The organism is Mesorhizobium sp. M0633 (assembly GCF_040320645.1).
In the GTDB taxonomy this organism is placed as follows: domain Bacteria; phylum Pseudomonadota; class Alphaproteobacteria; order Rhizobiales; family Rhizobiaceae; genus Mesorhizobium.
Genome location: NZ_JAMYQC010000021.1, coordinates 45,243 through 57,104, shown reverse-complemented (window position 1 = coordinate 57,104; position 11,862 = coordinate 45,243). Strand labels below are relative to the sequence as shown.

Sequence of the window (11,862 nt, the reverse complement as noted above, 5' to 3'; positions counted from 1 at the left end):
GAAGACACCCCGCAATCTAGAAGTGGCGATAAGGCTTGCGGTTGCCGAAGCCTTCGAACCGCTTGGTATTGGCCTTGGCGCGGACGCGCTGTGCTTCCTGATGCAACCCGAATACGGTAGCGATCAGCATGGCGACGGTCATTGCGGTGGCGAGGATGTAGATCAGCATGTGCATGTTCTCCTGCGCCTAACAACGATTAGATGGGTGTTTGGTTTCATCTTCTGCAGCGGCAACTTAGTGAACACTGCGTGAAGCTGTTGTGAGCGGCACATTCATCTGTCGTTCACGTCGGCCAAAAGGTTCACGGGGCGGGCTGGCGATCGGATTTGCCTTTAGGGGAGAGGCTCGCTAGAAGCACCTGCCATGACCGAACGCATCGCCCTTTATGCCGGCTCTTTCGACCCGCTGACCAACGGCCATCTCGACGTGCTGAAGGCGTCGCTGGCCGTGGCGGATACAATCTATGCGGCGATCGGCATCCATCCCGGCAAGAAGCCGTTGTTTTCCTTCGAGGAACGGGTTGGCCTGATCGAAACGGCCGCGAAGGCGGAATTCGGCAGCGACGGTGCGCGTATCAAAGTAGTCGCCTTCGACGGGTTGGTGATCGATGCGGCCAGGAAGCATGGCGCCTCGATCATCATCCGCGGCCTGCGCGACGGCACCGATCTTGACTATGAGATGCAGATGGCCGGCATGAACGAGACCATGGCGCCGGAGCTGCAGACCGTGTTCCTGCCCGCCAGCCCTTCAGTGCGCACCATTACCGCCACACTTGTGCGCCAGATAGCTTCGATGGGAGGCGACATCCGCCCCTTCGTGCCGGCGGCCGTGGCCGGCGCGCTCACCGCCAAATTCGCGAAATAAATGCATGTCACCCAAAAGTGGAACCCGGCTTTGGGTAACGACATGCATGAACGAAGATATTCGGAGAAAGATCCCATGCAGCTGAAAAAGCTTGCCTTCTTGCTTGCCGTGCTTGCCGGTCTTGTGACCGCATCCGTGTCGGCCTTTGCCGCCGATCCGGAAAACACCATGATCGTAACGCTGAAGGACGGCGACGTGACCATCGCGCTGAGGCCCGACCTTGCGCCGAAGCACGTCGCGCAGATCAAAAAGCTGGTGCGCCAGGGCGCCTACGACAACGTCGCCTTTCACCGCGTCATCGACGGCTTCATGGCGCAGACCGGCGACGTCAAGTTCGGCAACATGAAGAGCGGCTTCAATGCCGACGCTGTCGGCACCGGCGGCTCCGATCTTCCTGACCTGCCGGCCGAATTCTCCAGCACCGAGCACTACCAGCGCGGCGTGGTCGGCATGGCCCGCTCCGACGATCCGAATTCCGCCAATTCGCAATTCTTCATCATGTTCGCGCCGGCACCGCCGCTCGATGGCCAGTACACCATCGTTGGCAATGTCGTCAGCGGCATGGAGCTGGTGGACCACATCAAGAAAGGCGACGAGGCGCAGAACGGGACGGTGACCGACCCCGATCGCATGATCAAGGTGCGCATCGCCGCGGACGGCAAGTAACCCCAATTGTTCAAAAGGATATTTCTGACATGGCCGAAATCAAGGACCGCGAGAACGCGCTTATCATGGACACGACCAAGGGCAAGGTCGTCATCGAATTGTTTCCAGATCTGGCGCCCGGCCATGTCGGCCGTATCAAGGAACTGGCACGCGAAGGCGCCTATGACGGCGTGGTCTTCCACCGCGTCATCGACGGCTTCATGGCGCAGACCGGCGACGTGAAGTTCGGCAATTCCAACAAGCCGTCTTTCGCGCCATCGCGCGCCGGCACTGGCGGTTCCGACAAACCCGATCTGAAGGCCGAGTTCTCCAACGCCAACCACGGCCGCGGCACCTGCTCGATGGCGCGCTCGCAGAACCCGAACTCGGCCAATTCGCAGTTCTTCATCTGCTTCGACGATGCCGCCTTCCTCAACCGCCAGTACACGGTATGGGGCCAGGTCGTCGAAGGCATGGACAACGTCGACAAGATCAAGCGCGGCGAACCGGTGCAGGATCCTGACAAGATCGTGTCGCTCAAGGTCGCGGCCGACGTGAAATGACCGGCCGGGCTGTCGCGGCCATCGCATTTGTGCTCGTCGCGGCGGCCACTCCGGCGCTGGCAACGGAATCGATCGTCTGCAGCGCCGACGGCGGCGCGGCATCGATTGACGTTTTGATGGGACACACGGCCGTCATTGCGGTCGCGCGTGTGTGGCTGGATGCCGGCGGCAAGACATGGACCACGGACGGACAGCCAGGCTCAACGAAAGTCATCGTTGGACAGGCATTCGAAGACGACGAGCGTATGCTTATCGACCTCACCGACGAAGGCATCAGCTCGATCGTCGCCAGATTGCGGCTGGTCAAGGCCAGCGAGCAGTCCAGTTTCGCGATGGGCGGCACATTGAGCATAGACGGTGTCGGCGCCTGGGCGGTGACCTGCCCGGAACCTTGAGGCGGGGATTTCTTGCGCGTCGATCTTTTCGACTTCGATCTGCCGGAAGAGCGCGTCGCGCTTCGCCCAGCCGAACCGCGCGACAGCGCCAGAATGCTGGTGGTCAGGCCGGGTGAGGGGCTCGAGGACCGGACGGTGCGCGACCTGCCGGCCCTGCTCAAGTCCGGTGATGTGCTGGTCTTCAACGACACCAAGGTCATTCCGGCGCAGCTGAAAGGCATCAGGCGGCGCGGCGAAGCAGCAGCGCAGGTCGAAGCCACGCTGCATATGCGGATGGCGCCCGACCGGTGGCTCGCCTTCATGCGTCCGGGCAAGCGCATCGCCGCCGGCGATCGCATCCATTTCGGTCATGACGCCAATTCCTGTTTTCTCGGCCAGCTCGACGCGACAGTTGTCGAGAAGGGAGAAGGTGGCGAGGTGCTGCTCGGCTTCGACCTGTCAGGTCCGTTCCTCGACGAGGCGCTGCATGCCGTCGGCCACATCCCGCTGCCGCCCTACATCGCTTCCAAGCGTGACGACGACGAACGCGACCGCAGCGATTACCAGACCATTTATGCCAAGGAGGAGGGCGCCGTGGCCGCGCCGACGGCAGGGCTGCATTTCACGCCGGAGCTGTTTGCGACGCTCGACGCCAAGGGCATAGAGCGCCGTTTCGTCACGCTGCATGTCGGCGCCGGCACGTTCCTGCCGGTGAAGGCGGACGACACCGCCGACCACAAGATGCACGCCGAAACCGGTTCGGTCAGCCCGGAAACCGCCGAGGCGCTGAATGCGGCGAAAGCAAAAGGAGGGCGCATTATCGCCGTCGGTACGACATCGCTGCGCTTGTTGGAGAGCGCGGCTGGCGAGGACGGCAGGCTGGCAGCATGGTCAGGCCCAACCGACATCTTCATCACGCCCGGCTATCGCTTCAAGACCGCAGACATGCTGATGACCAATTTCCATCTGCCGCGTTCGACTCTGTTCATGCTGGTTTCGGCCTTCTGCGGTTTGCAGACGATGCGCGCGGCCTATGCGCATGCGATCGAGAACCGCTACAGGTTTTATTCCTATGGAGACGCAAGTCTTCTGTTCAGGGAGGATACCGATGGACGATGACCTGGAAACCTTCGGCCGCGAAGCCTTGATTGCCGAGGTCAGGAAACTGCGCGCCGGAATCCGCCAACACCGCGACGCCACCGGCCATGATCTGTGCTGGCATCATCCCGACCTCTGGTCACTTTTGCCCGAAAAGACCGAGCCGGCGATTGCCGTGCCGCCGTGGCCGAAATTCATGCGCGGCTGCATCCGCTACCGGCAATCACTCGACAAGCAGGCCCCGGACGCGCCGGTATTCGACAAGGAGTTCGATGGTTAGGGAATTCAATGACTGACGCATTCACCTTCAAGGTGCTGGCGACCGACGGCAGGGCGCGGCGTGGTGCAATCACCATGCCGCGCGGGGAAATCCGCACGCCTGCCTTCATGCCAGTCGGTACCGGCGGCACGGTGAAGGCCATGTATATGGATCAGGTGCGCGGCGTCGGCTCGGACATTATCCTCGGCAACACCTACCACCTGATGCTAAGACCCGGCGCCGAGCGCGTGGCGCGGCTCGGCGGCCTGCATGAATTCGCCCGCTGGCCGCATCCAATCCTGACCGACAGCGGCGGCTTCCAGGTGATGTCGCTGTCGAAGCTGCGGAAACTGACCGAGAACGGCGTGACCTTCCGTTCGCATATCGACGGCGGCGCCTACGAGATGTCGCCGGAGCGTTCGATAGAGATCCAGGGGCTGCTCGATTCCGACATCCAGATGCAGCTCGACGAATGCACGGCGCTGCCGGCCAAGCAGAACGAGATCGAGCGCGCCACGGAGTTGTCGTTGCGCTGGGCCGAGCGTTGCAAGACGGCATTCGGCGAGCAGCCCGGCAAGGCGATGTTCGGCATTGTGCAAGGCGGCGACGTGCCGGATCTGCGGCTGCGCTCGGCGCAGGCGCTGAAGGCAATGGAGCTGAAGGGCTATGCGATCGGCGGGCTGGCTGTCGGCGAGCCGCAAGCGGTGATGCTGGAGATGCTCGACATCACTTGCCCGGAGCTGCCGGCTGACCGGCCGCGCTACCTGATGGGCGTCGGCACCCCGGACGACATCTTGAAGTCGGTTGCGCGCGGCATCGACATGTTCGACTGCGTGATGCCGACGCGGGCAGGGCGCCACGGCCTTGCATACACACGGCGCGGCAAGGTCAATCTGCGCAACGCCCGCCATGCCGACGATCCGCGTCCGCTCGATGAGGAAAGCGACTGCCCGGCCGCACGCGACTATTCGCGGGCCTATCTGCACCATCTGGTGCGCTCGCAAGAGGCGCTTGGGGCGATGCTCCTGACCTGGAACAATCTGTCCTATTACCAGCAGCTGATGCGCGACATTCGTGAAGCGATCGAGGCTGGCAGGTTCGCCGAACAAGCCGAGATCATCACGCAGCAATGGGCAAACGGTGACCTCGCCGTCCGGTAGGCATGCTCGCCAGGAATCCGGCTCCAGGGAAGAGTTGCCCCTGCCATGAACTGTTTTGAAACGACTGCCTAATAAGCATTGCCGGACGACATCGGGCGAGGATCAAGAACCTGTTCGTTTCGGGGCAAGTTTCAGTTCCTGGCACGACGGTGCGGACGAACGGCATCGCCGAGCTTTCGCCTTCGACCCCCATCGCGGTTCAGCGATGGACGGCTGGGTCGTTGCTTGCGATTCTGGCGATCGCAGTGACCGGCCTGGTCTTGCGCTTGCTTGGCGCGCGCGGCGACCTTTGGCTGGACGAGATCTGGAGCTTTGCGCTGATCGAGCCGCTGACCTCGATCGACCAGATATTCTGGCGCGTCAATCACGACAACAATCATTTCCTCAACTCGGTCTATCTCTATCTCATTGGCCCCGATGCTTCGCCGCTGATCCAGCGAGGTCTGTCGATAGCATTAGGTGTTGCCACGATCGGTGCGGCGGCAGTGAGCGCCGCATCGCGCGGACGACAGGCGATGATTGCCACAAGCCTGTTGTTTGCCGTGAGCTACCCAATGATCCATTACGGCTCGGAGGCGCGCGGCTATGCCGGCCTTGTGCTGTTCACGCTGCTGTCGGTCGTTTTTCTGGAGCGCCGGCTCGACAGTAGACGGTGGTCTGGCGTGGCCTTGGCAGCGGCGATCCTTTTCGGCTTCCTGTGCCACCTCACCATGATCGGAATGGTGGCGGTCCTCGCAATATGGACCGCCTGGCTCGCCTGGCAGCGTACGGCGAAGGTCGGCCGTGTCGTTGCGGACCTGGCGTCGATCTTCCTGCCGGGCTTGCTTGCCGTGCTGCCGCTGGCTGTCGGCGTGTTTGTCGGCGGCAGGCTGTTCGGCTTCAGTGTCGGTGGTGTTTCGCCGTTCTCGATTGCCGCCTTCGCGCAGGGCTATGGCGGGATGATCCGCTCTCTGTTCGGGCTGCCACCCTGGTTCGGCGACGGGCCCTACATCGTTGCCGCCTGCTGTCTTGTCGGCCTCTCCGCCGGTGTCTGGCGCGGTCGTCGAGCCAGCCTTTATGCGATCGGGATTATCGGACTGCCTTTGCTCATGGCGGCGGCGCATCTGCCCAACCTTGAGTTCCCGCGCTATTTCATCATCAGCGGAACATTGCTGCTGCTCTGGGCCGGCGAGATGATTGGCCGCGGCCTGGATGCTCGCGGGACTGCAAGGCTACTTGCGATGGGAGCGCTGGTGATCGTGGTGAGTGGCAGCATTTCGTCGCTGCTTCAGTTCTATCAATATGGACGCGGCTCCTACGCCGCTATCGTCGATGAAATGACCAGGAACGGCGCAACCACCTATGCCAGCGACGGTAATTTCCGCACCCCCATTGTCGTCAACTATTTTGCGGCGCGAATGGATCGTCGGGCATTGCTGGTTCCAGACGACGGGATGTGCATATCGAACGGCCCGCCTGGCTGGTCCTCGAGGGGGACATGGACAAACAAGCCGAACATGTCGAACCGACGGCCGCATGCGCTCTGGCGTATGAACGGGCCGATGCGTCGAGGCATTGGGGGTTTTCAGGCCTGAGCTGGACGCTCTACCGGCGACAGGATTGAAACAGCTCTGCCCCTCCTCAAGCGCCCCTCAGGTGCTGAGCGACGTGGACGCACGCAGGCTGCAGCCGGTGATCCGAAAGCTGCCGTCAGGCTGTAGTTCGAGCGTGTAGACCGCCTCGTAGTCCTTGCCATCCGGGCCGACGATCAGCACTTGCTGGATGATCGACGTCGGGCTCGTCTCGCGAACCTTGCCGAAGGAGTAGGTCTGCGGTTGGCGCACCGGCGGATAGCCTTTTGTCACCATGTTCATGAAGGTATCGACGGTCGGAAAGATGCGTTTCACATTCGGTGCGGCAAAGCTGTAGGCCGTCATTCCGTCATTGGCGATGAAGGCCCTCAACTGCCCATCGATGACCGTCTGCGCCGCTTTGACTTCGGCGTCGCCAGCAAAGGCCTGGGATGCGAAAATGAATGGAACGACTGCGAATGCGAAAAACGCGCGGCGCATGGCCTGTCTCCGTTGTCCCTGAGAAATCGCTGCCTGAAGGTACATGATACCATACGCTTTGCAGTGCTTCAGGGTTTCAGCCGAGCGCAAACATTCGGCGTGGCAGTCCGTGTCCAGACCGAGATGCATTGTCGAGGCGAGAACAGCCTGAGCGATTGCCGATGCTTGAAAGGCGAACGGCAGTCTGCCACAAGGGCCGCTCGATTATACCTAGAGCGTGCGATGTGAGCAGGACCAGGCAATGAAGGCATTTTTCGTGCAGATAAAGTGCGATCTGGGCAAGGCCTACGACGTTGCCAGCGCCCTGGCCGATGCCGAGATTGCTTCGGAAATCTACTCGACAGCCGGAAACTACGACCTGCTCGCCAAATTCTATGTCGACGACGAGGAAGACATCGGCCACTTCGTCAACGAGAAAGTGCAGATTCTTCCCGGCATCAAGGATACGTTCACGGTCGTCACCTTTCGCGCGTTTTGATCCGCATCCGGCATCTGCCCGGACACCAGGCAAAGCCTGATCAAGGCCCTATTGGTGCTGCCTTAATTTTAGGCAAGTGCGATATACTGATCGCCGGCGCCCAACAAATCACCGATTGCGCTTGATTTTCTCCAGCCAGGCCAGTGAAATGGCGCCACAGGGGAGTATGCGATTGGCAGCGTTCGATGAAATGCTTCCGGAAGTTTCCGGGCTGAGAAAACCGTATTCGGCTTACGATCGCTGGCTGAAGGAACAGGATCCGGCCAGACTTACCGAGAAGATGCAGGACGCCGAACGCGTCTTTCGCAAGACAGGCATCACTTTCGCCGTCTACGGCGAGCAGGAAGCATCGGAGCGGCTGATACCCTTCGATATCGTTCCGCGCATCATTTCGGGCAATGAATGGCGACGGCTGACGCAAGGCATCGAGCAGCGCGTCCAGGCGCTGAACGCCTTTCTCGACGACATCTACCATCGCCAGGAGATCTTGCGCGCCGGCCGGGTGCCGAAGGAGTTGATCGCCAAGAATGAGGCGTTCCTGCCCGAGATGATCGGGGTGCGGCCGCCGGCCGGCGTCTATACCCACATCATCGGCGTCGACATCGTACGCATCAGCGAGAACGAGTTCTACGTGCTGGAGGACAACGCGCGCACGCCGTCCGGCGTCTCCTACATGCTGGAGAACCGCGAGACGATGATGCAGCTTTTTCCCGAGCTGTTCCAGCAGATCAAGGTGCGGCCGGTTGAGAATTACCCGCAGCTCTTGCGCCAGTCGCTGGCGGCAGTGCGGCCGCAAAGCACCAAGGGCGCGCCGACCATTGCCGTGCTGACGCCGGGCAGCTTCAACTCAGCCTATTTCGAACATGCTTTCCTTGCCGACCAGATGGGCGTGCAGCTTGTCGAGGGGCAGGATCTGCGCGTCGTCGATGGCCATGTCGCGATGCGCACCACCGAGGGCTACAAGCAGATCGACGTGCTTTACCGGCGTGTCGACGACTCGTTCCTCGATCCGCTGACCTTCCGCCCCGACTCGGCACTTGGCGTGCCGGGCATTATGGATGTCTACCGCGCCGGCAACATCACTATCGCCAATGCGCCGGGAACCGGCATCGCCGACGACAAGGCGATTTATTCGTACATGCCCGAGATCGTCGAATTCTATACCGGCCGCAAGGCGATGCTCGGCAACATCCCGACCTGGCGCTGCTCGGAGCCGGACAGCCTGAAATACGTGCTCGAACACATCGACGAATTGGTGATCAAGGAAGTCCACGGCTCCGGCGGTTACGGCATGCTGGTCGGTCCGGCGGCGACCAAGAAGGAATGCGAGGATTTTTCCAAAAAGCTCGCGGCAAAACCGTCGAACTACATTGCTCAGCCGACGCTGGCGCTGTCGACCTGTCCGATCCTGACGGACAAGGGGCTGGCGCCGCGCCATGTCGATCTGCGCCCCTATGTGCTGGTTTCCGACCGTATCCAGATCGTGCCCGGCGGGCTGACCCGAGTAGCGCTCAAGGAAGGCTCGCTGGTCGTCAATTCCTCGCAAGGCGGGGGCACGAAGGATACGTGGGTGTTGGATGATTAGAGTGGAAGTAGCGAATAGTGAATAGTGAATAGTGAATAGTGAATAGTGAATAGATAAGGATATGGGTCGTTGATGTTGGTGAAATGCCCTGAAGTGAAGCGCGCGGAATCGTGCCCTGGAATCTGGATAGTCACCATTCACCATTCACCTTTCACTATTCACCACAGGACCGCCTGACATGCTTCTCGGCCGCACCGCCAACGGGCTCTACTGGATGAACCGCTACATCGAGCGGGCGGAAAACATGGCGCGATTGGTGGATGCCGGCCTGCGCATGGCGCTGACTCGTACGCAGAACGCTTCGGAGGAGTGGAATTCGGTGCTGCTCAGCGCCGGTTCAGACGCCAGCTTCACGCAGAAATATTCCGACTACACCGCCGCCAATGTCGCCGACTATCTGCTGCGCGACACATCGAACCCGTCGAGCACGATGTCGTCTATCGAAACGGCCCGTAACAATGCCCGCATGGTGCGCACGGCACTGACGCGTGAAACCTGGGAAAGCATCAACGAAGCCTGGATGTCGCTGAAGCGGATGCTGGCCAAGCCGATCGACGAGCGCGACCTGCCCAACGCACTCGACGCAATCAAGCGCGAGACGGCGCTGATCCGCGGCTCGTTCTACGGCACGATGCTGCGCAACGAGATTTTCGATTTCTCGCAGCTCGGCACTTATGTCGAACGCGCCGACAACACCGCGCGTATCCTGGATGTGAAATACTACGTGCTGTTGCCGTCGATCTCCTGGGTCGGCTCGACGCTCGACAACTACCAATGGGAATCGATCCTGCGCTCGGTGTCGGCGCACCGTTCCTATCGCTGGGTCTATGATGCCGACTACAAGCCGAGCAACATCGCCGATTATCTGATCCTCAACGTCCGCATGCCGCGCTCGCTGACCTTTTGCTACCGCTTCCTGACGGAGCATCTCAAATTCCTGGGTGACGACTATGGGGAGCGCCACGCCTGTCATGCAACGGCTTCCAAGACTCAGGCCATGCTGACGGCCGGGTCGATCAAGGATATTTTCGACGCCGGCCTGCACGAATTCCTGGCCAATTTCATCCGCGACAACACCAGGCTCGGCGACGAGATCGCGCAGGATTACAGGTTCTATTGAGCATGATCCAAAAAAGCGGAGATCGATTTTCGGAAAAGCTCATGCTCCAGGGACGAGTGCGATGCGGCTGAAGATCACTCACCGGACGGAATACCGCTACGATGCGCCGGTGCATTATCTGTTGCAGCGTTTGCGGCTGCTCCCGGTGAACGGGCGCACCCAGACGGTACTGTCCTGGGCGCTGAAGATCGAAGGCGCACGCGAGGAAGTGCGCTTCACCGACCATTTCGGCAATGATACCCGGCTGTTGAGCGTCGAGGGCGAGCGCGACTTCATCACCGTCGAAGCAGCCGGCGAAGTGGTGACGCGCGACACCGCTGGCGTCTGCGGACCGCACCAGGGTTTCGCGCCGCTCTGGCTGTTCGGCCAGGAAACGCCGCTGACGACGATCGGCAGCGGCATTCGCGAGCTTGCTGCCTCGGTCGGCAAGGGTACCGACATCGAAAGGCTGCACCGGTTGATGGCGGTGATCGGCGAGCGCGTCGCTTATACGCCGGACACCACCAACGTGACGACGCCGGCCGAAGAGGCCCTGGCGCTCAAGACCGGCGTTTGCCAGGACCACAGCCACATCTTCGTTGCCGCGGCGCGTGCCATGGATTTTCCAGCCCGCTATATCAGCGGCTACCTGATGATGGATGCGGCCATCGAGCAGGCGGCAAGCCACGCTTGGGCCGAGGCGCATGTCTCGGGCCTCGGCTGGGTCGCCTTCGATGTCGCCAACGGCATTTCTCCGGACGAGCGTTATGTGAAGGTGGCGACCGGCCGCGATTATCGCGACGCCACGCCGGTATCTGGAATTCGGCTGGGACAGGCGGAAGAACAGCTTGCGGTCACCGTCACCGTGGAGCAGTAATCCCCGGCAAGATTGTTGCCAAAGAGATTCGATGACCTATTGCGTCGGCCTGAAGATCGATCGCGGGCTCGTGTTCATGTCGGACACGCGCACCAACGCCGGCATGGATTCGATCTCGACCTTCAGGAAGATGCATGTCTGGGAAGAGCCGGGCGAGCGCGTCATCGTTTTGATGTCGGCCGGCAATCTGGCGACGACGCAGGCCGTGGTCAGCCTGCTCGACGAACGCACCAAGGCAGTGGCGGAGCGCCGTGCCACGCTGCTCGAAACGCCCTCCATGTACCAGACAGTCCGGTTGGTCGGAGACACCGTCAAGGAGGTCATCGCCAGTTCGTCGCCGGCTGGCGAAAAGGCGGATTCCTACTTCAACGCCTCCTTCATCCTCGGCGGTCAGATCAAGGGCAGCGCGCCGCGCCTGTTCATGATCTATCCGGAAGGCAATTTCATCGAATCCACCGACGACACGCCGTTCTTCCAGATCGGTGAGACCAAATACGGCAAGCCGATCATTATCCGCGCTTATGAAAGGACGATGAGTTTCGCCGAGACGGTGAAATTGCTGCTGGTGTCGTTCGACTCGACGCTGAAGTCGAACCTGTCGGTTGGCCTGCCGCTCGACCTGCTGTTCTATGAAAAGGACACTTTCAACGTCGGCCTCAAAAAGCGAATAACCCAGGACGATCAATATTATCGTACGATCTCGGATAGCTGGTCGAACGCGCTGAAGACCGCCTTTGCCAGTCTGCCTGATTTTCCCGAATGAAAACCTTCGTTTTTCGTGCTCTTTGATCGCGGCTCGATGACGCGC

General features: G+C 60.9%; 15 protein-coding genes. 13 read left to right on the top strand and 2 right to left on the bottom strand.

What is annotated here, in order from left to right; translation table 11 throughout:
* Positions 1-16: 16 nt before the first annotated feature.
* Complete coding sequence (locus NKI47_RS21430; RefSeq protein WP_352455711.1) at positions 17-169, bottom strand: hypothetical protein; 153 nt, start codon at positions 167-169, stop codon at positions 17-19.
* A gap of 195 nt (positions 170-364) precedes the next feature.
* Between NKI47_RS21430 and coaD the strand changes: the two genes are divergently transcribed.
* The 8 genes from coaD to NKI47_RS21390 all read left to right on the top strand — a co-directional run bounded on the left by coaD (position 365) and on the right by NKI47_RS21390 (position 6,538).
* Complete coding sequence (gene coaD / locus NKI47_RS21425; protein WP_023674874.1) at positions 365-865, top strand: pantetheine-phosphate adenylyltransferase; 501 nt, start codon at positions 365-367, stop codon at positions 863-865.
* Positions 866-940: 75 nt separating this feature from the next.
* Positions 941-1,531 carry a peptidylprolyl isomerase gene (locus NKI47_RS21420; RefSeq protein WP_352471695.1) on the top strand — a complete coding sequence of 197 codons (591 nt, stop codon included), beginning with the start codon at positions 941-943 and terminating at the stop codon, positions 1,529-1,531.
* 29 nt (positions 1,532-1,560) lie between these two features.
* Positions 1,561-2,073 carry a peptidylprolyl isomerase gene (locus NKI47_RS21415; RefSeq protein WP_352455712.1) on the top strand — a complete coding sequence of 171 codons (513 nt, stop codon included), beginning with the start codon at positions 1,561-1,563 and terminating at the stop codon, positions 2,071-2,073.
* Positions 2,070-2,468: a hypothetical protein gene (locus tag NKI47_RS21410; protein ID WP_352455713.1), complete on the top strand. Its 399-nt coding sequence runs from the start codon at positions 2,070-2,072 to the stop codon at positions 2,466-2,468. Before NKI47_RS21415 ends, NKI47_RS21410 begins: the two co-directional genes overlap by 4 nt.
* Positions 2,469-2,480: 12 nt before the next feature.
* Positions 2,481-3,566 carry a tRNA preQ1(34) S-adenosylmethionine ribosyltransferase-isomerase QueA gene (gene queA, locus NKI47_RS21405; protein ID WP_352593491.1) on the top strand — a complete coding sequence of 362 codons (1,086 nt, stop codon included), beginning with the start codon at positions 2,481-2,483 and terminating at the stop codon, positions 3,564-3,566.
* Positions 3,556-3,825 carry a hypothetical protein gene (locus NKI47_RS21400; protein WP_023674879.1) on the top strand — a complete coding sequence of 90 codons (270 nt, stop codon included), beginning with the start codon at positions 3,556-3,558 and terminating at the stop codon, positions 3,823-3,825. Before queA ends, NKI47_RS21400 begins: the two co-directional genes overlap by 11 nt.
* Positions 3,826-3,833: 8 nt before the next feature.
* On the top strand, positions 3,834-4,964 hold the full coding sequence (gene tgt / locus NKI47_RS21395; protein WP_352593488.1) for a tRNA guanosine(34) transglycosylase Tgt: 1,131 nt from the start codon (positions 3,834-3,836) through the stop codon (positions 4,962-4,964).
* Between the two features lie 221 nt (positions 4,965-5,185).
* Positions 5,186-6,538, top strand: a complete 1,353-nt coding sequence (locus NKI47_RS21390) for a glycosyltransferase family protein (RefSeq protein ID WP_352593485.1) — start codon at positions 5,186-5,188, stop codon at positions 6,536-6,538.
* 57 nt (positions 6,539-6,595) lie between these two features.
* On the opposite strand, the gene NKI47_RS21385 is transcribed toward NKI47_RS21390, so the two are convergent.
* The gene (locus NKI47_RS21385; protein WP_352455762.1) at positions 6,596-7,015 is read right to left on the bottom strand and encodes a DUF4864 domain-containing protein; all 420 of its coding nucleotides are present in this window, start codon (positions 7,013-7,015) and stop codon (positions 6,596-6,598) included.
* Between the two features lie 241 nt (positions 7,016-7,256).
* Here NKI47_RS21385 and NKI47_RS21380 point away from each other — a divergent pair, with 241 nt between their 5' ends.
* The 5 genes from NKI47_RS21380 to NKI47_RS21360 all read left to right on the top strand — a co-directional run bounded on the left by NKI47_RS21380 (position 7,257) and on the right by NKI47_RS21360 (position 11,817).
* Positions 7,257-7,493: an Lrp/AsnC ligand binding domain-containing protein gene (locus NKI47_RS21380; protein WP_023674883.1), complete on the top strand. Its 237-nt coding sequence runs from the start codon at positions 7,257-7,259 to the stop codon at positions 7,491-7,493.
* A gap of 172 nt (positions 7,494-7,665) precedes the next feature.
* A complete protein-coding gene (locus NKI47_RS21375) occupies positions 7,666-9,078 on the top strand; it encodes a circularly permuted type 2 ATP-grasp protein (protein ID WP_352448777.1) in 1,413 nt (470 codons plus the stop codon).
* Between the two features lie 178 nt (positions 9,079-9,256).
* On the top strand, positions 9,257-10,198 hold the full coding sequence (locus NKI47_RS21370; RefSeq protein ID WP_352593481.1) for an alpha-E domain-containing protein: 942 nt from the start codon (positions 9,257-9,259) through the stop codon (positions 10,196-10,198).
* 61 nt (positions 10,199-10,259) lie between these two features.
* The gene (locus tag NKI47_RS21365; protein WP_352455718.1) at positions 10,260-11,054 is read left to right on the top strand and encodes a transglutaminase family protein; all 795 of its coding nucleotides are present in this window, start codon (positions 10,260-10,262) and stop codon (positions 11,052-11,054) included.
* A 31-nt stretch (positions 11,055-11,085) separates the two neighbouring features.
* Positions 11,086-11,817: a proteasome-type protease gene (locus tag NKI47_RS21360; protein WP_352593478.1), complete on the top strand. Its 732-nt coding sequence runs from the start codon at positions 11,086-11,088 to the stop codon at positions 11,815-11,817.
* Positions 11,818-11,862: the final 45 nt, after the last annotated feature.